Source organism: Stenotrophomonas sp. SXG-1 (genome assembly GCF_014083965.1).
GTDB lineage: Bacteria > Pseudomonadota > Gammaproteobacteria > Xanthomonadales > Xanthomonadaceae > Stenotrophomonas > Stenotrophomonas geniculata.
Genome location: NZ_CP046588.1, coordinates 375,106 through 395,636, shown reverse-complemented (window position 1 = coordinate 395,636; position 20,531 = coordinate 375,106). Strand labels below are relative to the sequence as shown.

The following is a 20,531-nucleotide window of genomic DNA, read 5'->3' as shown; positions in this document are numbered from 1 at the left end:
ATCCACGCCATGCGTGGATGCTTCTGCTCTAATCCGTAACCCCTTCGCGGCTGGCGCGCGCGCAATCTTTCCGGGGTCGGGCGGGTGGGGCTTGCAGGGGTGTCCGCGCCATGGGCCCGAGGCATGCCTCGGGCGGGTTGGGCAGGACGCCCAACCCCGGTCTTGCCGTTTGCGCAGGACAGCGCAAACGAACAAGCGCGGCCAAGCCTCCATGGACGGATTCACGGCGTCCCCTGCAAACCCCACCCGCCCGACCCACTCCATGACCTGCTCTACGCTGCCAACCGCAACGCGTTCCCCTATGCTCCAACGCACGCCCCTCGGACACCCCGCATGCCGCCCCTGCTGAAGATTCGCTCCGAGCGCGGGCAGATGTCGGCCATCGAGCGCCGCATCGCCGACTTCATCCTCGACAACGCCCACCTGCTGCGCGACTACTCGTCCCAGCAGCTGGCCAGCGCGTTGGGCATCAGCCAGTCCAGCGTGGTGAAGTTCAGCCAGAAGCTCGGCTTCAAGGGCTACCCGGACCTGAAGTACTCGATCGGCCAGGACGTGGCTCGCGCCGGTGCCAATCCACAACAGGCCCCCAGCGAACCCGACAGCGGCGATGACTACCTGCGCCTGGGCGACGCCCTGCGCCGCAGCAAGGCGCAGGCCGAAGAGGAAACCCGCCAGGCCAACCCACGCGAGGAAATCGAGCGCATCGTGCAGCTGCTCGACGGCGCACCGAAGCTGTTCGTCCATGGCCTGGGTGACGATGGCCTGTTCGCCCGCGAGTTCGCCATGCGGCTGTCGCTGCTCGGCCTGCTGGTGGTGCCGCATACCGATCCGATCCTGATGCTGGCCAACCTGTCGGCCGCGCGCCCGGGCGATGCGCTGCTGATGTTCTCCGAATTCGGCAACCTGCCCCAGCTGTCGCAGCTGTCACGGCAGTTCCAGGACATGGGTGGCAAGGTGATTTCCATCACCCGCCACACCGCCAACCCGCTGCGCGCGCATGCTGATGCAGCACTGGTGGTGTGTGCGCACGATCGCACGCCGCAGGTCGCGCAGCTGCTGTACCGTAGCGCCATGCATGCCCTGCTCGATTTCCTGTTCGTGCTGCTCTGCCACACCAATCCGGACCGCCAGCAGCAGCTTGCGGTGAACCTGGAGCGGATCGACCACCTGCTGGATTCCTGACCGGAGCACCTGTTGATGAAATCGCTGGTCCGTCTCGCTACCGCTGCGCTGCTGCTTGCTGCAGCGGTGTCCGTCCACGCGGCACCGCTGGATGGTGCGCGCCAGCTGATCGTGGTCACCAGCGAAAGCTGGGACAGCACCCAAGGCCAGTTGCAGGCCTATGTGCGCGATGGCAAGGGCTGGCATGCGCATGGACAGGCGTTCCCGGTGGCGCTTGGCCGCACCGGCAGTGCCTGGGGCCTGGGCCTGCATCCGGCACAGGCCGATGGCCCGCAGAAGCAGGAAGGCGATGGCCGCAGCCCTGCGGGCGTGTTCGCGCTCGGCAGTGCGTTCGGCTATGCCGTCACACGCCCAGGCACGGCCATGGCCTACCAGCCGATGCTCGAAAGCAGCTACTGCATGGACGTGCCCGGCTCGCCGTTCTACAACCGCATCGTCGATGAAAGAAAAGTCGGCAGTGCAGCGGTCAAGGGCTCCACCGAGCCCATGCGGCTGGACCTGCACAACAAGGGCGATGTGCGTTACCAGGAAGGCTTCGTGATCGCCCACAACCCGGACAACCAGCCCGGCAAGGGCAGCTGCATCTTCGCCCACCTGTGGCGCCAGCCCGGCGAGGCCACAGCCGGCTGCACCGCCATGCCGCAGGCGCGCATGCAGGCCCTGCTGAACTGGTTGCGGCCGCAGGATGCGCCGCGCTTCGTGCTGCTGCCGCGTGCCGAGTACACGCGCCTGCAGGCCCAGTGGCAACTGCCCGCACTGAGCGGAGACGCCCGTTGAGCGCGCAGGACGAACCGCAGCTGCAGCGCGCGGTCAGCCGCTGGCAGATCGTCGGCCTGTCGATCAACGATGTGATCGGCAGCGGCATCTACCTGCTGCCGGCCGCCACCGTCGCCCTGCTCGGTCCCTTCAGCCTGTGGGGCGTGGTCGCCGCCGGCATCGTGGTCGCGCTGCTGGTGCTGTGCTACGCGCAGGCCGCCAGCTACTTCGATGAACCCGGTGGCAGCTACCTGTATGCACGCGAGGCGTTCGGGCGATTCGCCGGGTTCGAGATCGGCTGGATGATCTGGCTGACCCGCATCAGCTCGGCGGCCGCATTGAGCAATGCGCTGGCCGATGCCGTCGCGCGGTTCTGGCCATGGGCCGGTGCCGGCATGGGGCGTATCGCGATCATCGTGGTGTCGCTGGGCTTCCTGACCGGCGTCAACATCATCGGCGTGCGCTCGGCCGCGCGGACCGGCGTGGTGCTGGTGATCGGCAAGATGCTGCCCCTGCTGCTGTTCGTGGCCATCGGCGCGTTCTACATCGATCCGCAACTTGCGTTCTCCGGCCAGCGCCCGGACCCGCATGACCTGCAGCGCATGGGCGAAGCCGCGCTCCTGTTGCTGTATGCCTACGCGGGCTTCGAGAACATCCCGGCCGCGGCCGGCGAGTACCGCAATCCGCGCCGCGACATTCCGTTCGCGCTGATCACCATGATCATCACCGTCACCGTCATCTACGGCGCGGTGCAGGTGGTGGCGCAGGGCACGCTGGCCGGCCTGTCCAGCTCGGCCACGCCGCTGGCCGATGCCGCCGCCGGCTTCGGTGGCGAAGCGCTTGCGCTGATCCTGACGGTCGGCGCCACCATCTCCATCCTCGGCACCAACAGCAACACGATGATGATGGGCCCGCGCTTCCTGTTCGCGCTGGCCCGCGATGGCTACGGGCCGAAGATCCTGGCGCAGGTACACCCACGCTTCCACACCCCGGCCGCCTCGATCCTCTGCCAGGGCCTGATCGCGCTCGGCCTGGCCCTGTCCGGTTCGTTCGTGCAGCTGGCCCTGCTGTCGATGACCACGCGCTTGTTCGCCTACATCGGAACGGCCGCTGCGGTGCTGGTGCTGGCCAAGCGCTACGCCGACCGGCCAGGTGCGCTGAAGCTGCCGGGTGGCCCGCTTATTCCGGTGCTGGCGCTGCTGCTGTGCTTGGCGCTGTTCGCCAGTGCCAGCTGGCAGAACATCGCCGCGGCACTGGTGGCGTTTGCCATCGGCGCGGTGATCTACAAGCTGCCGCGCAAGGATGCCGACGCCGGGTGATCGGTAACGCCGCGGCATGCCCGGCGGATTGATCTGGTTATCACGCTGCCGGACCGGGCCGTTAACCGCCACGCAGGCACGATCGGGCTTCGTCCACAACGGAGCCTTCCATGACCGAGTACCAGATCCCCGGCCGCGTACCGGACGACAGCACGCCGCGCGACGCGGTCAGCAACTACTGGCGCGAACGCTACACGGCCGAGCCGTACTACGACGACCAGTTGTTCTTCGAGGATTACGAGCCTGCCTACCGTATCGGACATGCGGCTCGCGCACAGGACATGATCCGCGCCTACGAGGAAGTGGAGCGCGAACTGGAATCACGCTGGGCCAGCGAGCGTGGCCGCAGCCGGCTGGAATGGGCGCAGGCGCGCGGTGCGGTGCGTCGTGGCTGGGAGGATGCACAGCTGGCGGATCCGCGGTTGAAGCGATAACGCCATGCTTTTGTAGAGCCGAGCCCACGCTCGGCTCTCGCACCACGTCTGTAGAGTTGAGCCATGCTCGACTGAGCCGAGCATGGCTCGGCTCTACACCGGATCGATCACTGCTGTTCCGGCAGCGGCAGCACGCCTGCGCTGCGCTTGCTCTCACCGCCACCGGCGGCGATCAGGTCGCGGGTGTTCTTCTGCACCGCCACCGCACCGAACAGCGACAGCGCGTAGGCCATGCCATAGAAGCCCTTCTCGCTCGATGCCAGGGTGGCATTCCACAGCCCAACCAGCAGCAGCATCAGCGCCGACAGCAGCGCGAACCAGCACAACGCGTAGTACAAACCACTCACCGGAATACCCTCGACGCGGTCACGCACACTCTTCTGCAGCGACACCGCCGCGAACAGGCCGAACAGCAGCAGGGTCAGGTAGTAGCCCTTCTCGTTGAGCGCCATCGTGGCGGCGTTGAACAGGCCGATCAGGTAGGCCGCCGCGCCCAGCAACAGGGCCACCCACGAGGCGGCGATGAAGGCGGTGGACGGCTTGTGGGGCATGGCAGTGTTCATTGCAGATCCTTGGCAGGCAGTCGGGCACGCGTTGCCCGGGCGTGCCCACCCTAGACGATCCCGCCGCCGTCGCACAGGGGGGGGCGCAGGACCTTCGGGCCACGACGATCACGCCTCCAGTGGTATACAAGGGACAGCCCGGCCATCCGCATCCCCGCCCTGGAGATACCCATGACCCGCATGCCCCTGCTGCTCGCCCTCGGCTTGGTGCCGATCCTCGCCACCTCCGCCTGCAATGCCGCCGACCCGGCCGCCAACGGCGCCCAGGCCACGGCCACGGCATCCGCCGCCGCCGACCAGCGCCCGTTCACCGCCACCGAGGTCAGCCGTTTCGACCAGCCGTGGGCGATGACCTTCCTGCCCGATGGCAGCCTGCTGGTCACCGAGAAGCGCGGCAAGCTGCAGCACCTGGATCTGGCCAGCGGCCAGAAGCACGAGATCACCGGCGTTCCGAAGGTCGCCTACGGTGGCCAGGGCGGTTTCGGCGACATCATCCTGCATCCCGATTTCGCCCGTAATCACGTTGTGTACCTCAGCTACGCCGAGGAAGGCACGCTGGACACCCGCGGTGCTGCCGTGGCCCGTGCCACGCTGGCGCTGGACGCCAACGGCGCCGGTCAGCTCAAGGACCTGAAGGTGATCTGGCGGCAGAGCCCCAAGGTCAGCGGTGAGGGCCACTACGGCCACCGCCTCGCTTTCGGCCCGGACGGCAAGCTGTGGATCAGCTCCAGCGAGCGGCAGAAGTTCGATCCGGCGCAGGACATGGGCGGCAACCTCGGCAAGATCATCCGCCTCAACGATGACGGCAGCCTGCCGGCCGACAACCCGTTCGCCTCGCAGGGCGGCGTGGCCGCGCAGGTGTGGTCGCTGGGCCACCGCAACATCCTCGGCATGGCCTTCGACGCCAACGGCAAGCTGTGGGCACACGAGATGGGCCCGGCCGGCGGCGACGAACTGAACCTGATCGTGCGCGGCACCAACTACGGTTACCCGATCGTCTCCAACGGCGACCATTACGACGGCCGACCGATTCCCGACCACGACACGCGTCCGGAATTCGCCGCCCCGAAGGTGACCTGGACGCCGGTGATCTCGCCGGCCGGCTTCGTGATCTACAGCGGCAGCCTGTTCCCGCAGTGGAAGGGCAGCGGCTTCATCGGTGGGCTGTCGTCGACCTCGCTGGTGCGTGTGGCGTTCGACGGCGACAGCGCGCGCGAGGCCGAACGCTTCAACATGGGCGAGCGCATCCGCGAAGTGGAACAGGGTCCGGATGGCGCGCTGTGGCTGCTGGAAGATGGCAGCAAGGCGCGCCTGTTGAAGCTGACGCCGAAGGCCTGATCGGCACCTTTTCCCGGAACGGCCCCGCATGCGGGGCCGTTTCCGTTTACTGGATGGTGATGACCTTCACCTCGGTCTTCGTGCAGGCCTGGTCCAGGCACTGCCCGTTCAACCACACCTGTCCATCGCCAATCATCACGCCCTGCTGGTTGACGAAGACCTTGCCGAAGTCCTGTTCGGACACCGCCTTGACCACCGCCGGGGTGATGATCTTCTCGTAGTTGCGCTGGAACTCACCGGGGCCGGTGATCTTCTTTCCGCCGCTGATGTTCAACGGGAAGTGCACTTCCTCGACCACGGCAGCACGATCACCGCCGACCACCGCAGTCTTGAACGCGTTGAACACCTTTTCGTACTGCGCCGCATCGCCAAGCAGCGACTCGATGCGCGCGCGTGCGTCTTCGGCGGGCGCTTCCGCCGGTGCGGTTGCGGCGGGTTCGGCCGTCGGCGTCACCGATTCAGCCGCAGGCGTCGCTGCAGCACTGGCCTCCATCGGCGGCGGAGCATCCGCCGCAGGCTCGGCCGGCGGCGCCGGCTGCGAACAGGCGGCCAGCAACAGGGCGGGAATCAGACAAGCCATCCGGCGCATGCGCGCACTCCATCGAAACAGGGAGCCCGATGGTAGCGCCGTCACGGTGACGGCAACAGAAAAAGGGGGCGGAGGGGATTAAGTCGTTTGTGCCACAAACGACTTAATCCCCTCCGCCCCCTTTTTCTTCAATCAACCCTTCAGCAACTCGAACTGCACGGCTTCACCGGCCGCCGACGAGGCGCATACCCACACGTCGAACACGCCCGGCTCGGCGCGCAGCACGCCGTCGCGGCCGGTGAACGACAGCTGCTCGCGGGTGAGGGTGAACACCACCTCGGTCGACTCGCCCGGCTGCAGTGCCACCTTGCGGAAGTCCTTCAACTCACGCACAGGACGCACGCGGCTGGCCACGCGGTCATGGATGTACAACTGCACCACTTCCTCGCCGGCCACATCACCGCTGTTGGTCAGCGTGGTGGTGATGGTCAGGGTGTCGTCCCAGCCCAACTGCGCCGCGCTGAGCTGCGGCACGCCGTAGGCGAAGCTGGTGTAGCCGATACCATGGCCGAACGGGTACAGCGGTTCGTTCGGAATCTCGCGCCAACGGGCCTTGAACTCCGACATGGTCGGCAGTTCCGGGCGACCGGTGCGCGGGTGGTTGTAGAAGTACGGCTGCTGGCCGGATACCTGCGGGAAGCTGACCGGCAGGCGGCCGGACGGACTGTAGTCGCCGAACAGCACATCGGCCACAGCGTGGCCGGTCTGCGTGCCCAGGTACCAGGTCACCGCCACCGCCTGTGCATTGCGCACCGCGCCCTGCAGCGCCAGCGCGCGGCCATTGCGCAGCAGCACCACCAGCGGCTTGCCGGTCATCGCCACGGCCTCGGCCAGCGCCTGCTGGGCCGGCGGCAGGGTGATCTCCACGCGCGACTGCGCTTCACCGCTGTAGCGCTGCGGTTCGCCCAGCGCCAGCACCACCACGTCGGCGCGCAGAGCGGCAGCCACGGCTGCTTCGGTGCCGCCCGGAATGGCAGTTTCCAGTTCGCAGCCCGGCACGATCTCCAGCAGCGCTTCGTCACCGATGGCGGCACGGACGCCGGTTTCCAGATCCACGTAGCGCTGCTTGTCACCGAACAGCGTCCAGCAGCCTTCAATGTTCTCGCGGTCCTGCACGAACGGGCCGATAAGCGCGATCTTCTGCCCGGTCTTCTGCAGCGGCAGCACGTTGTCGCGGTTGTTCAGCAGCACGATCGAGCGGCGCGCGGCATCACGCGACAGCTCGTCATGCGCGGCGATGTGCGAGGTATCGGCTTCGCGCGCCGGGTCCAGCGAACGGTACGGGTCGTCGAACAGGCCGATGGTTTCCTTCAGCCACAGGATGCGGCGCACGCCCTCATCCAGCACCGCCATTGGCACCTCGCCGCTCTCGACCAGGCCCGGCAGGTGCTCGGCGTAGAAGCCGCTCTGCATGCTCAGGTCCAGGCCGGCGGTGAATGCCTTGGCGGTGGCATCGCGATCGTCGGCGGCATAGCCGTGCGCGACCAGTTCCATGTCGGCGGTGTAATCGGAGATCACCACGCCCGGGAACTTCCATTCGCCGCGCAGGATGTCGGTCAGCAGTTCGGCATTGGCGCTGGCCGGCACGCCGTTGATGTCGTTGAACGAGGACATCACGGTGATCGCGCCGGCGTCGAAGGCGGCCTTGAACGGCGGCAGGTGCACGTCGCGCAGGGTCTGCGGCGAGATGTCCACCATGTTGTATTCCATGCCGGCCATCACCGCGCCATAGGCGGCGAAGTGCTTCGGCGTGGCCAGCAGCGAATCGGCGGCGCGCAGGTCGCTGCCCTGGAAGCCGCGCACGCGGGCGGCGGCGAACGCACAGCCCAGCACCACGTCCTCACCGGCACCTTCGGCGCCACGGCCCCAGCGCTGGTCGCGGGCGATGTCCACGGCCGGGGCATAGGTCCAGTGCAGGCCGGCAGCGGTGGCTTCGATGGCGGTGGCGCGCGCGGTGCGCTCGGCCAGCTCCGGTTCGAAGCTGGCGGCCTCGCCCAGCGGGATCGGGAACACGGTGCGCATGCCGTGGATGACGTCGGCAGCCAGGATCACCGGGATGCCCAGGCGGCTCTCCTCGGTGGCGACCTGCTGGATGCGGCGGCCCAGCTCGGCGCCGACACCATTGAACAGCGAGCCGACCTTGCCCTCGCGCACCTGCTGCAGCACCTGGTCGGCATTGCGCACGTTGGCTTCCGGGTTCACGTCCGGGGCGAACGGGCGGACCATGTCTGCGAAGACACCCAGCTGGCCGACCTTTTCCTCGACGGTCATCTGGGCAATGAGGGATTCGATGCGATCGGAGGCCACCGGCAGTCCTTGATGAAAACGTTTACAAGCCCGGCATTCTAGCGATCCCGAGCCGTTTGGCGAGAGGTTTCTTCATTCAGTTTCAGCCACCAGCGGGGACCGTATGGACCCGCCGGGGGCACCGCAGCTTACTCCGAGCCGGCCAACTGGCGCTGCCCGGCCATCAACATGGCGTCGCTGGAGGCCTGGAACACGCGCAGGCCGAAGGCCGGCAGGATCGCCAGCAGGTGGTCGAAGATGTCCGACTGCACCGCCTCGTACTCGCCCCAAGCGGTGCTACGGGTGAAGCAGTACAGCTCCAGCGGCAGGCCTTCGGTGGTCGGCTGCAGCTGCCGCACCAGCAGGGTCATGTCGGTGTGGATGCCCGGATGGCTGCGCAGGTAGCGCTCCACATAGGCACGGAAGGTGCCCAGGTTGGTCACCCGGCGGCTGTTGACCTCGGCCACGCCCTGCTCGCGCAGGCGCCCGTTCCACTGCCCCAGCTCCTGTTCCTTGTCCTGCAGGTAGTCGCGCAGCAGCGCGAACTGGCCGAGGAAGGCCAGGTCGCCCTCGTCCAGGAATCCGACGCTGTGCTGGTCCAGGTACAGCGCGCGCTTGATGCGGCGGCCACCGGCCTCCTGCATGCCGCGCCAGTTCTTGAACGACTCGGTCACCAGCTTCTTGGTCGGGATGGTGGTGATGGTCTTGTCGAAGTTCTGCACGGTGATGGTGTGCAGGGCGATGTCGATCACATCACCATCGGCGTTCTGGCTGGGCATCTCGATCCAGTCGCCGATGCGCACGCGGCCGTCGCCACTGATCTGCACGCTGGCCACCAGCGACAGGATGGTGTCCTGGAAGATCAGCATCAGCACCGCGGTGGCCGCGCCCAGGCCGGTGACCAGTGGCCCCAGGGCGACCCCCAGCAGGGTGGCGATGATGGACAGGCCGGCGGCCACGAACACCACGATCTTGACCACCTGCAGGTAGCCCTTGATCGGCTTGTTGCGTGCGTCGGGCTTGCGCTCGTACAGGCTGTTGGCCGCGTCCAGCGCATGCGAGAACGCCATCGACACGGTCAGTACCGCCCACACGATGCACAGCTTGATGATCACATTGACCAGGCCCGGCGGCAGGTCGGGGATGAGGGTGATGCCCGAGGCGATCACCTGGCTGGGCACCACGTTGGACAGGCGCGAAATGACCCGCATCAAATGGCTGCCACGCCCGGACTCGGCACCCGGCAGGCGCTGCAGCAGGCGCCGCAGGCCACGCACCAGGATGCGCTTGGTCACCCAGTTGGCCAGGCCCGCTGCGATCAGCAGCGCCGAGATCATCAACGCCAGGTAGGCGCCGGGATAGGGTTCCAGTGTGTTCTGCAGCTTTTCCAGCCACTGTACCGCCACCACCGCGTCCACCATCAGTTGTCTCCTTTCTTCATTGCTGTTGAGGTTGCCGGCCAGCGGCCGGCATGACCGGGTCAGTCCCGCGTGCGCTCGATGATCACGCCCACCGCGCGCGCGCCGCGCACCGCACCGGGCTTGCTCAGCTTCAAGCGCAGCCACTTCACGTCGAACTCCTCCAGTACGATCTGCGCGCAACGCTCGGCCAGGGTCTCGACCAGACCGAATTCCGATTCGCGCACGAACTGCTCCAGGCGCTTGCTCACCGCCTTGTAGTTCAGGGTGTGGGCAATGTCATCGGTAGCCGCAGGGCGACGGTTGTCGAAGCCCATTTCCAGGTCGAACACCAGGTCCTGGCGGATCCGTCGCTCCCAATCGTAGATACCGATCAGGGCGTCGATCGTCAGCCCCTCGATGAAAACCTTGTCCATTGCGCTTACCCGCCCGAATACAGGGGGCCATGGTAACGGCACGGCGGTGACCCTGCCCGGAACGGGCGATGGGTGGCCGGCACGGGGCGGGCCCGGAAAAGACAAAGGGCCCCGCTAGCAGGGCCCTTTGGTACTACCGTTTGTCCCCAGGGGGAGCTGGAATCCAGCCGCGAGTCCCGGTGGCGCAGGCACGCAGATTAGGCAAGGACCAGATCGCCGGTCAAGGCCAATTCCGACAGGGCAGGTCAGGTATTCGCCCGAGGCGAAACGCAGGAAATCAGCCGCGCGGACAACTACGTTCCCTGATGGTGGTCGCCGCCCACTCTCGCGAACATTGAGCCCTCCTTCACCACCGCACATGACGATGGCTCCATACGATGTACTGCGGCGCGCGTTGTCAGCGGAGCGCCTGTCGACTTACGAGAGAATCGCATCGACCTGCAGCCCTGACGTCACTGCCGATACCCTGTATCTCTGGAACATGCGAATGTGCGGTGCGCTGATGATGCCGGTCCATCTGTGCGAGGTGGTCATTCGCAACGCCGCTGCAGCTGTGCTTACCCGACAGCACGGCCCGCGTTGGCCGTGGAATGATGCCTTCCGACGCAGACTGCCAACTTCATCCAGTACTTCTCCACGCACGGCACTGGAACAACTTGCCAGCCGCGTAACCGATACACCTGAGATCGTCGCCAACCTGCCAATGGTGTTCTGGCAGCAGCTCTTTACATGTCGCTTCGACTCCACCCTGTGGATACCCGCACTTGGTGGGGTTCTACGTCATGCACCTTCGGCACATCCCAGTGTCATCAGGAAAGCCGTCCACGCAGACATTGGACGCATCCGCCACCTGCGCAACCGGATCGCGCACCACGAACCCATCCTGGAACGCGACATCGGCGCCGACCTGGCCGCGATCGGGCGGCTGATCCACGCCCGCTGCCCGCACACCCTGGGCTGGCTGCAGCGCCATGAGCGGGCGACGACCGTGTTGGCGGCGTCGCCGTTGGCAGGGCGTCGGTAATACGTCCGCCCGGCGTGGCCCGGCGCTGCCGGATCAGACCGCCGGCAGGGTCGCCATGTCCCAGCGCGGGGTCACGTCCACCTTCGGCGGGCTGTGCTGGCCGGCCTGCAGGCGCAGCGCGCCAGCGAAGGCGATCATCGCGCCGTTGTCGGTGCACAGCGCAGGCCGCGGGAAACAGGCGCGGCCGCCCAGGCGCTCGGCCATCTGCTGCAGGCGCGCGCGCAGGCGCTTGTTGGCGCCGACGCCGCCGGCCACCACGATCACGTTGGTCCCGGCCGCTTCCAGCGCGCGCTCGCACTTGATCGACAGGGTCTCGACCACGGCATCTTCAAAGCCACGGGCGATGTCGGCGCGGGTCTGCTCGCTCTGGTCGCTGTCGCGCCAGGCCATCAGCACCTGGGTCTTCAGGCCGGAGAAACTGAAATCCAGCCCCGGGCGGTCGGTCATCGGTCGCGCGAAGCGGTACGCGCCCGGCGTGCCCTGCTCGGCCAGCCTGGCCAGCTGCGGGCCACCCGGGTACGGCAGGCCCATCAGCTTGGCGGTCTTGTCGAAGGCCTCGCCGGCCGCATCGTCCAGGGTCTCGCCCAGCAGCCGGTACTGGCCGATGGCGTCCACCGCCACCAGCTGGGTATGGCCACCGGACACCAGCAGTGCCACGAACGGCGCTTCCGGCGGGTCGTCTTCCATCAGCGGGGCCAGCAGGTGGCCTTCCATATGGTGTACGCCCACCGCCGGCACCTCCAGCGCCCAGGCCAGCGAGCGGGCCACGCCGGCGCCCACCAGCAGCGCGCCAACCAGGCCGGGACCGGCCGTGTAGGCCACCCCGTCGATGTCGCCTACGCCGAGACCGGCTTCGGCCAGGGTCTGGCGCACCAGCGGCAGCAGCTTGCGGACGTGGTCGCGGCTGGCCAGCTCGGGCACTACACCGCCGTACTCGGCATGCAGGGCGATCTGGCTGTAGACCGCATGGGCGCGCAGGGCCGCGCTGCCGGCCAGGTCGGTGTCATACACCGCCACGCCGGTCTCATCACAGGAAGATTCGATGCCAAGGACTCGCATGCCTGCTATTATGACGCCCCTGCCGCCCCCTCGGGGGATGTGCAGATCTCACTGCTTTCGAACTTCCGGCCCGTATTCAGGGTTGGCCGCTTGCAGTTTGTCTATTCGCCGCTATAATGTGCGGCTCGCCGGGCGTGACCCGGTTCTACTGTGTCCCGGAGATTCCATGCCCAGCGTCAAAGTCCGCGAGAACGAGCCCTTCGAGTTTGCTCTTCGCCGCTTCAAGCGCACTTGCGAAAAGGCCGGTGTGCTGGCCGAAACCCGCAAGCGCGAGTTCTACGAAAAGCCGACCCAGGAGCGCAAGCGCAAGGCCGCCGCTGCTGTGAAGCGTCAGCTGCGCCGCTCGTCGCGCGACGTTACCAAGCGTCAGCGCCTGTACTGATCGGACGCATCTTCATTGCGGCGGGCTTGCCTGTCGCGATGGAGCCGAAGCCGGCACGCGCGAGCGTCGCCGGCTTTTTGCGTTTCCGGGTTCGGGCATCCGCCCCGCCCCACCTACCACCACGAGGTTCCTCATGAGCATGAAGCAGCAGCTCACCGAAGACATGAAGGCCGCCATGAAGGCGGGCGAGAAGCACAAGCTGGGCGTGATCCGCCTGATCAACGCCGCCATCAAGCAGCGCGAAGTGGACGAGCGCATCGAACTGGACGACACCGCCGTGATCGCCGTGCTCGACAAGATGGTCAAGCAGCGCAAGGACTCGGTCAGCCAGTTCGAAGCCGCCAACCGCGAAGACCTGGCCGAGATCGAGCGCGCCGAGATCGTGGTCATCGAAGCCTACCTGCCGGCCAAGATGGGCGAAGCCGAGATCGTGGCCGCCATCCAGGCCGCCATCGCCGAAACCGGTGCTTCCGGCCCGGCCGACATGGGCAAGCTGATGGGCGCGCTGAAGCCCAAGCTCGCCGGCCAGGCCGACATGGGCCTGGTCTCCAAGCTGGTCAAGCAGCTGCTGGCGTAATCCAGCACCGGAGGGGTCGGATCCCTTTCGCCATGCGAAAGGGCTCTGACCCCATCGCGGCACGATCGCCGGGCTTGGCCCGGCGCTACAGATGCAACACCCGCTTCACCGCTCCTTCGACCGCCGGCTGTTACAACACCCCCATGGTCGAGCAATCCAACGCCCCCACCGACACGCGTCCCCACGGCATCCCCGCACGGCTTCGCCACTATGCTGACCGCCTGCAGGACAGCTTCCCGATGGCGGTCGCCAAGCGCTTCGTCGAAATCGACGTGCTGACCCAGGCCGCCTCGGTCTCCTTCTACGCCCTGCTGTCGATGGCACCGCTGCTGGTACTGCTGCTGTGGCTGACTGCCTCGCTGTACCCGCCAGCACAACAGACGTTAATCAGCCAGATCGGTTCGGTGGCCGGCAGCAGCGTGGCCAGCGTCGCCGACACCGTGCTGCACAACGCCAACAGCCAGCCCAGCGTAGGTTCGCTGGCCGGGCTGTGGAGCACGCTGCTGCTGTTCGTCGGTGCCACCGCCGTGTTCGCCCAGCTGCAGAACGCGCTGAACCGCATCTTCCACACCAGCGGCCAGCGCCTGGAAGGCGTCAAGGCGTGGCTGCGCAAGCGCGTGTTCTCCTTCGGCGTGGTGCTGGCACTGGGCTTCCTGCTGATCCTCTCGATGACCGCCACCACTGCACTGCAGGTGGTGTTCGCGCAGCTGCCCTCGGTGCTGCCGGCGATCGGCTACCTGACCTCGCTGCTGCTCTACACGCTGGCCTTCGCCTTCCTCTACCACTACCTGCCGGACCGCCGCGTGGCCTGGCGCCAGGCCTTCATCGGCGGCGCCATCACCTCGGTGCTGTTCACCCTTGGCCGCTACGGTATTGGCGTCTACATCGCTACCGTGGCCCCGGGCAGCGCCTACGGCTCGATGGGCGCGTTGGTGATCGCACTGGTGTGGATCTACTACGCCACCGCCGTGTTCTTCGTCGGTGCATTGATGACCGCGGTGATCGACGAGCGCCTGCATGCACGGGCTCAGCTGGCCAAGGCCGGGGTCGAGGCCGAACAGGCCAGTCCCGGCGTCGCCAGCGAGTAAACTAGGGGAACCTGCCGCCCCTGCTGCGCGCCCTGGCGGCCGCGCCCCGTTCTGTTGCCCATGGCCCGTATCCCCGACGCTTTCATCGACGATCTGCTCGCCCGCTCCGACATCGTCGAGGTGGTGGGCAGCCGCGTGCCGTTGAAGCGACAGGGCAAGGAATATGCAGCGCGCTGCCCGTTCCATGACGAGCGCTCGGCGTCGTTCACGGTCTCGCCCACCAAGCAGTTCTATCACTGCTTCGGTTGCGGCGCGCACGGCACCGCGATCAGCTTCCTGATGAACTACGACCGCCTCGAGTTCCTCGACGCGGTGGATGAACTGGCCAAGCGCGCAGGCATGGAAGTGCCGCGCAGCGAGAACCCACGCAGCCCCCAGCAGCAGGACGACAGCCGCGAGCTGTATTCGGCGCTTGAGGCGGCCACGAAGTTCTTCCAGAGCAACCTGCAGGGCAGCGAAAAGGCACGCAGCTACCTGGATGGGCGTGGCGTGGACGAAGAGAACCGCGCACGCTTCCAGATCGGCTACGCGCCGGATGGGTACAGCGGCCTGCGCGATGCGCTCGGCAAGGACGAGCGGCGCATGAAGCTGCTCGACCGCGCCGGCCTGTTCTCCAAGAACGACCGCGGCCACGTCTACGACAAGTTCCGCGACCGGGTGATGTTCCCGATCTTCGACCGTCGTGGCCGGGTGATCGCCTTCGGCGGCCGCGTGTTCGAGAAGGACGACGGCCCCAAGTACCTCAACTCGCCCGAGACCGCGCTGTTCCACAAGGGCCGCGAGCTGTACGGCCTGTGGCAGGTGCGCCAGGCCAACCAGAAGATCGAGCGGCTGATCGTGGTCGAGGGCTACATGGACGTGGTCTCGCTGTTCCAGTTCGGCGTCACCCAGGCAGTTGCCACGCTGGGCACGGCCACCACGCCGGACCATGCCGAGCTGCTGTTCCGCAACGCGCCGGACGTGTTCTTCTGCTTCGACGGCGACGCCGCCGGCCGCCGTGCCGGCTGGAAGGCGCTGGAGTCGGTGCTGCCGCGCATGAAGGATGGCCGTCAGGCCTTCTTCCTGTTCCTGCCCGATGGCGAGGACCCGGACACCATCGTGCGCAAGGAAGGCGCCGAGGCCTTCAACGAACGCCTGAAGCAGGCCACGCCGCTGTCGCAGTTCTTCTTCGACGAGCTGACCCGCGAGATCAACCTGGGCACGCTGGACGGCAAGGCGCGCCTGGCCGAGCGGGCCAAGCCGATGCTGGCGCAGATTCCCGACGGTGCCTTCGGCGACCTGATGAAGCAGCAGCTGGCGCAGCTGACCGGCCTCGGCGGCAACGCCCAGGCTGCACGCGCTTCGATGCCTCAGCGCCAGCCGGCACGCACTATTCAACCGGTGGCCAAGCGCAGCCTGGTGCGCGGCGCGATCGCCGTGCTGCTGCAGCAGCCGTCGCTGGCGCTGACCCTGGGCGGCAAGCACCACTTCCAGGGCCTGCGCCTGCCCGGCGTGGAGCTGCTGCTGGAGCTGCTGGGGCTGGTCGAACAGCGCCCGGACATCAGCACCGGCGCCCTGTTGGAACACTTCGACGGCCGCGAGGAACAGGCCTCGTTGCATACGCTGGCGGCACAGACGCTACCCGGCACCGAGGCCAGCTGGACCCAGGAACTGCATGACGCGGTGGCCCAGCTGGAAAAACAGCTGCTGGTGCAACGTCTGGAGGAGTTGTTGGCAAAACAGCGCCAGCAGGGTCTGGACGATACTGACAAATACGAACTGCGCGAGCTGCTGAAGGCCCGCGCCGGGCTGCGCCTGTAGAGGGGCAGACGCTTTCACGGAGAGGACCATGCTGCTGCGCCTGACCTGCCTGCTGTTGTTGTCGCTCTGCCTGCCGCTGGCCGTCCTGGCCGCGGATACCCCGCTCAATGAAGTCCGCCCCGGCCTGTATGCCGGCGGCCAGCCCAGTGCCGCACAACTGCGCGAACTGGCTGCACAGGGTGTGCGCACGGTGATCGACCTGCGCCAGCCCGACGAAGACCGCGGTTTCGATGAAACCCGCGTGGCCGAATCGTTGGGCCTGCGCTATGTGCGCATTCCGGTGGCCGGCGCAGAGGGGTTGGATGCGGCCAATGTGCGCGCCGTGCATCAGGCCCTGCGGCAAAGCCAGGGACCGGTGCTGCTGCACTGCGCGTCCGGCAACCGTGCCGGTGCCGTGCTCGGCTTGGTCAATGCACGTTACGAACACGCCAGCCCGGAACAGGCCCTGCAGCTCGGCCAGCGTGCCGGCCTGAAGTCGCTGGAAGCCGCCACCCGCCAGCGCCTGGCCACGCCATCCATTTCGCCCTGACTCCACCGCACCAAGGACTCTGCCCACCATGACCCGCTGGTGGTCGCGCCTGCGACCGGACAACTTCACCCTCGCCCTGCTGTGCACCGTCGGCCTGGCCTCCCTGCTGCCGATGAAGGGCGCCGCCGCCATCGTCCTCGATGATGTCACCACGGTCGCCATCGCCGCGCTGTTCTTCCTGCACGGCGCGCGCCTGCCGCGCGAGTCGATCATCGGCGGCATGCTGCACTGGCGGCTGCACCTGACCATCCTGGCCTGCACCTTCATCCTGTTCCCGCTGCTGGGGCTGATGTTCAAGCCGCTGTCGGGCTGGCTGCTGACCCCGGAGCTGTACCTGGGCGTGCTGTTCCTGTGCACCCTGCCCTCCACCGTGCAGTCGTCCATCGCGTTCACCTCGATGGCGCATGGCAACGTACCGGCAGCGGTGTGCAGTGCCTCGCTGTCGAGCATCCTCGGCGTGTTCCTGACCCCGCTGCTGCTGACCGCGCTGGCCGGCACCTCCGGCGGCGTGCACGATCCGCTGCATGCGATCGGCGGCATCATGCTGCAGTTGCTGGTGCCGTTCGTGGCCGGCCACCTGCTGCGGCCGTGGATTGCCGGCTGGGTGGAGAAGCAGCGTGCACTGCTGCGCTACACCGACCAGGCCACCATCCTGCTGGTGGTGTACTCGGCCTTCGGCGAGGCAGTGACCGAAGGGCTGTGGAGCAAGACGCCGCTGCTCTCGTTGCTGGCCGTGGCAGTGGTGGCCGCGGTGCTGCTGGGTATCGCCATGCCGCTGATCACCTTCATCGCCCGCCGCCTGCGCTTCAACCGCGAGGACGAGATCGCCATCGTGTTCTGCGGCTCGAAGAAGAGCCTGGCCACGGGCGTGCCGATCGCCAAGGTGTTGTTCGCTGGTGGCAGCCTCGGTGCCATCGTGCTGCCGGTGATGATCTACCACCAGATCCAGCTGATCGTCTGCGGCGTGATCGCACAGCGGTATGCGCGGCGCAAGCCCTGACGCGACGAGGAGAACATCCACGCATGGTGTGGATCTACTGTAGAGCCGAGCCCACGCTCGGCTGCTCTTCCATCCCCCCCTCAGCCGAGCATGGGCTCGGCTCTACAGGTGGCGCTTTACAACCAGGGCAGGATCCAGTGGTCCACCAGCAGGAAGGCGAACAGCGCCATCAGGTAGACGATGGAGTAATAGAACATCTTCATCGAGAACAGCTCGTCCGGCGGATCCAGCATGCGCCAGGCGTACCAGAGGAACACGGCGTTGAGCACGATCGCGCCGCCCAGGTAGAACGCACCGCTCATGCCCACCAGGTACGGCAGCAGGCAGACCAGTGCCAGCACCACCGAATACACCATGATCTGCTTGCGGGTGTGCACCACGCCATGGGTCACCGGCAGCATCGGAATTTCCGCCTTGGCGTAGTCCTCGCGGCGGAAGATCGCCAGTGCCCAGAAGTGCGGCGGCGTCCAGATGAAGATGATCAGCACCAGCAGCGACGAGTACGCCCAGTCCGACGAACCCTGCATGCCGGTCACCGCAGCCCAGCCGAGCATCGGCGGCATCGCGCCGGCCAGGCCGCCGATGACGATGTTCTGCGAGGTCGCGCGCTTGAGGTACACGGTGTAGATCACCGCATAACCGATCAGCGAGGCGAAGGTCAGCACCGCAGTGATCAAGTTCACCCACAGCACCAGGATGGTCATCGACAGCACGATCAGCACGCCGGCGAACACCAGCACCTGCCACGGCTTGACCTTGCCCACCACCAGCGGACGCCACGAAGTGCGCGCCATCTGCGCATCGATGTGCGCATCCAGCAGCTGGTTGATCGCCGCCGCGGCCGAGGCCGCCAGCCAGATGCCGAGGAAGCCGAGCACGCCGGCACGCACCTGCTCCCAGCTGGGCACGCCCGGAATGGCCAGGACCATGCCGACCAGGGCGGTGAAGACGATCAGGGCGACGACCTTGGGCTTGGTCAGGTCCCAGTACTGGCGGTAATTGGAAAACATGGGATCAGTCCGGGGCACGCAGGCGGGCCAGCAGGCTGACCAGTACGAACAACAGGGCAACGGCCACGCCGTTGTGGGCCACCGCCACTTCCAGCGGCAGCGCCAGCTTCACATTGAGGATGCCGAGGGTGACCTGCAGCACCAGCAGCGCGATCAGCGCGCTGGCCCAGCCACGCATGCTCGGCAGGCGGAACAGGCGCACGCCCAGCCACAGCAGGTAGACGGCCACCACCACCGCGAACAGGCGATGCGCCATCTGGATGGCGATACGCGAGGCGCCATCCAGCACGCCGCCTTCGTAGTCCACGCCGATGCCGCGCCACAGGGTGAAGCCTTCGACGAAGTTGTGCTGCGGCCACCACTGGTTGGCGCAACGCGGGAAGTTGTCCAGCGAGGCGCTGCCGCCGCCGCAGGCCAGCGCCGCGTAGTTGGCACTGACCCAGCCCCCCAGTGCGATCTGGGTGACCAGCACCGCCACGCCGATGCGCAGCATCCACTTCAGCTTCGGTGCTTCGGCCAGGGTGATCGGCATGTGCGTTGCGCGCCAGGCCATCCACACCAGCAGCGCGAACATCAGCATGCCGCCCAGCAAGTGGCCCATCACTACGATGGGTTTCAGCAGGAGGGTCACCGTCCACATGCCCAGCAGGGCCTGGAAGATCACCACCGCCAGGGTCAGCAGGGCAGCGCGCGCCAGGTCGATGTTGCTCCAGCGCAGCGCCGCGATCAGCAGGATCGCCTCGCCTATCAGGGCCAAGGCGCTGGCGGTGCCGTGCCAGCCCATCATGTACAGCGGTATGCCGGCGGCCACCAGTACGCAGGCGGTCACCACCGCCGTGCTTCCGAATCGCCGCTTGCGCGTGGCCAGCAGCGCCAGGGTCAGGATCTCGATGCCCAGCGCGCCGGCCAGGAAGCGATGCACCTGCTCACGCCAGGCCTTGTGGGTTTCCAGCGGGCGGATCTCCGCCGCCGGATGGCCGATGGTCTCTTCCACGTGCTGCGGCCAGGTGGCCTGTCCATAGCAGGTCGGCCAGTCCGGGCAGCTCAGGCCGGCATCGGACAGGCGCACGAAGGCGCCGAACATGATCGTGCTCGCGGTCATGATCATGGCGAACCACGCCAGGCGGTGGAAATTGCGGTGCAGCGCCGGACGCGCGGAAAGGCTCATCAAACGGGACTCACTTCAGTTTCAGCAACGTGGCCATGTCCTTGCGCAGGCCACCCAGGTCACTGCCGGGGGCATGGCGCATGATCACGAAGCCGTTCGGATCGATCACGTAGACCGGCAGGCCAGCCGGATCGTCGACGCCGGGCAGGGCCGCGCGCAGTGCTGGCGACGGTGCCAGCGGCCGCAGCGCGGGCAGCGAGGCGATCGACGCCGGTGGCGTTCCCAGCCACAGGATTTCGACATTATCGGCGTTATGGCCGAACAGCTGCCACACCTTGCCCAGTCCCTGCGACAAAGTGACGCACTGCGCGTCGCAGACTCCGGCCGGCGCCACCAGCAGGCGCCAGGTACGGGCCTCGGGATTCCACGGATAAGGCTGGCCGCTGGCCAGGGTCGGCGCCTGCTGGCGCAGGTCCACCGGCGGCTTCAGCAGCTGGCCGGCATTGCGGTGCCCGGTGGGCTGCCAGCCGGAGAAGCGCAGCACGGCAGCCAGCGCCATCGCCCCGAAGAACACGGCAAACAGCAGTACCAGGGTCCGGCGGCCAGAGCCGCGCGCCTGCGGGGACGTAGCAGTGTTCATGCGGGGCATTTTC

At 67.1% G+C, this 20,531-nt stretch carries 21 protein-coding genes; 12 read left to right on the top strand and 9 right to left on the bottom strand.

The features are described 5' to 3' along the window. Positions 1-333: 333 nt before the first annotated feature. The 4 genes from GOC52_RS01775 to GOC52_RS01760 all read left to right on the top strand — a co-directional run bounded on the left by GOC52_RS01775 (position 334) and on the right by GOC52_RS01760 (position 3,691). A complete protein-coding gene (locus tag GOC52_RS01775; protein WP_010484212.1) occupies positions 334-1,182 on the top strand; it encodes a MurR/RpiR family transcriptional regulator in 849 nt (282 codons plus the stop codon). 15 nt (positions 1,183-1,197) lie between these two features. Further along, the gene (locus GOC52_RS01770; RefSeq protein WP_043400008.1) at positions 1,198-1,959 is read left to right on the top strand and encodes a L,D-transpeptidase family protein; all 762 of its coding nucleotides are present in this window, start codon (positions 1,198-1,200) and stop codon (positions 1,957-1,959) included. Next, entirely contained in the window at positions 1,956-3,257 is a 1,302-nt protein-coding gene (locus GOC52_RS01765) for an APC family permease (protein WP_049454509.1), read from the top strand. Before GOC52_RS01770 ends, GOC52_RS01765 begins: the two co-directional genes overlap by 4 nt. A 110-nt stretch (positions 3,258-3,367) precedes the next feature. Next, positions 3,368-3,691 (top strand): hypothetical protein, encoded by a 324-nt coding sequence (locus tag GOC52_RS01760; RefSeq protein ID WP_019336755.1) that lies wholly within the window; start codon positions 3,368-3,370, stop codon positions 3,689-3,691. Positions 3,692-3,798: 107 nt separating this feature from the next. Here the strand turns inward: GOC52_RS01760 and yiaA are convergent, their stop codons facing one another. Then, on the bottom strand, positions 3,799-4,254 hold the full coding sequence (gene yiaA / locus GOC52_RS01755) for an inner membrane protein YiaA (protein ID WP_043400013.1): 456 nt from the start codon (positions 4,252-4,254) through the stop codon (positions 3,799-3,801). Positions 4,255-4,425: 171 nt separating this feature from the next. On the opposite strand from yiaA, the gene GOC52_RS01750 reads away from it, so the two are divergent. After that, positions 4,426-5,592, top strand: a complete 1,167-nt coding sequence (locus GOC52_RS01750) for a PQQ-dependent sugar dehydrogenase (RefSeq protein WP_043400016.1) — start codon at positions 4,426-4,428, stop codon at positions 5,590-5,592. Positions 5,593-5,638: 46 nt separating this feature from the next. On the opposite strand, the gene GOC52_RS01745 is transcribed toward GOC52_RS01750, so the two are convergent. From GOC52_RS01745 to folB, 4 genes are all read right to left on the bottom strand, one after another. After that, positions 5,639-6,181 carry a hypothetical protein gene (locus GOC52_RS01745; RefSeq protein ID WP_043400019.1) on the bottom strand — a complete coding sequence of 181 codons (543 nt, stop codon included), beginning with the start codon at positions 6,179-6,181 and terminating at the stop codon, positions 5,639-5,641. 132 nt (positions 6,182-6,313) lie between these two features. After that, positions 6,314-8,488, bottom strand: coding sequence for a glycoside hydrolase family 3 N-terminal domain-containing protein (locus GOC52_RS01740; protein WP_043400022.1), 2,175 nt, complete (start codon positions 8,486-8,488; stop codon positions 6,314-6,316). A gap of 128 nt (positions 8,489-8,616) precedes the next feature. Next, positions 8,617-9,888, bottom strand: coding sequence for a mechanosensitive ion channel family protein (locus GOC52_RS01735; RefSeq protein ID WP_010484220.1), 1,272 nt, complete (start codon positions 9,886-9,888; stop codon positions 8,617-8,619). Positions 9,889-9,947: 59 nt separating this feature from the next. Next, positions 9,948-10,301, bottom strand: a complete 354-nt coding sequence (gene folB, locus GOC52_RS01730; protein ID WP_010484221.1) for a dihydroneopterin aldolase — start codon at positions 10,299-10,301, stop codon at positions 9,948-9,950. 358 nt (positions 10,302-10,659) lie between these two features. Between folB and GOC52_RS01725 the strand changes: the two genes are divergently transcribed. Further along, positions 10,660-11,325, top strand: coding sequence for a hypothetical protein (locus GOC52_RS01725; RefSeq protein WP_191850519.1), 666 nt, complete (start codon positions 10,660-10,662; stop codon positions 11,323-11,325). Positions 11,326-11,358: 33 nt separating this feature from the next. Here GOC52_RS01725 and tsaD read toward each other — a convergent pair whose 3' ends face one another. Continuing rightward, positions 11,359-12,384: a tRNA (adenosine(37)-N6)-threonylcarbamoyltransferase complex transferase subunit TsaD gene (gene tsaD, locus GOC52_RS01720; RefSeq protein ID WP_049426946.1), complete on the bottom strand. Its 1,026-nt coding sequence runs from the start codon at positions 12,382-12,384 to the stop codon at positions 11,359-11,361. A gap of 166 nt (positions 12,385-12,550) precedes the next feature. Between tsaD and rpsU the strand changes: the two genes are divergently transcribed. From rpsU to GOC52_RS01690, 6 genes are all read left to right on the top strand, one after another. Continuing rightward, entirely contained in the window at positions 12,551-12,766 is a 216-nt protein-coding gene (gene rpsU / locus GOC52_RS01715) for a 30S ribosomal protein S21 (protein ID WP_002808376.1), read from the top strand. A gap of 133 nt (positions 12,767-12,899) precedes the next feature. Further along, complete coding sequence (locus GOC52_RS01710; RefSeq protein ID WP_049435052.1) at positions 12,900-13,343, top strand: GatB/YqeY domain-containing protein; 444 nt, start codon at positions 12,900-12,902, stop codon at positions 13,341-13,343. A 143-nt stretch (positions 13,344-13,486) separates the two neighbouring features. Continuing rightward, on the top strand, positions 13,487-14,431 hold the full coding sequence (locus GOC52_RS01705; protein WP_049480284.1) for a YihY/virulence factor BrkB family protein: 945 nt from the start codon (positions 13,487-13,489) through the stop codon (positions 14,429-14,431). A 60-nt stretch (positions 14,432-14,491) separates the two neighbouring features. Further along, on the top strand, positions 14,492-16,231 hold the full coding sequence (gene dnaG / locus GOC52_RS01700; RefSeq protein WP_043400033.1) for a DNA primase: 1,740 nt from the start codon (positions 14,492-14,494) through the stop codon (positions 16,229-16,231). A 28-nt stretch (positions 16,232-16,259) separates the two neighbouring features. Then, a complete protein-coding gene (locus GOC52_RS01695) occupies positions 16,260-16,760 on the top strand; it encodes a protein tyrosine phosphatase family protein (protein WP_143994161.1) in 501 nt (166 codons plus the stop codon). A 28-nt stretch (positions 16,761-16,788) separates the two neighbouring features. Beyond that, a complete protein-coding gene (locus tag GOC52_RS01690) occupies positions 16,789-17,760 on the top strand; it encodes a bile acid:sodium symporter family protein (protein ID WP_043400036.1) in 972 nt (323 codons plus the stop codon). 116 nt (positions 17,761-17,876) lie between these two features. Here GOC52_RS01690 and cyoE read toward each other — a convergent pair whose 3' ends face one another. From cyoE to GOC52_RS01675, 3 genes are read right to left on the bottom strand one after another with little or no spacing between them, the layout of a single operon-like run. After that, positions 17,877-18,770, bottom strand: coding sequence for a heme o synthase (gene cyoE, locus GOC52_RS01685; protein ID WP_014035731.1), 894 nt, complete (start codon positions 18,768-18,770; stop codon positions 17,877-17,879). Positions 18,771-18,774: 4 nt separating this feature from the next. Further along, the gene (locus tag GOC52_RS01680; RefSeq protein WP_019336365.1) at positions 18,775-19,938 is read right to left on the bottom strand and encodes a COX15/CtaA family protein; all 1,164 of its coding nucleotides are present in this window, start codon (positions 19,936-19,938) and stop codon (positions 18,775-18,777) included. Between the two features lie 10 nt (positions 19,939-19,948). Next, positions 19,949-20,518: a hypothetical protein gene (locus tag GOC52_RS01675; protein ID WP_026347289.1), complete on the bottom strand. Its 570-nt coding sequence runs from the start codon at positions 20,516-20,518 to the stop codon at positions 19,949-19,951. Between the last annotated feature and the right edge of the window lie 13 nt (positions 20,519-20,531).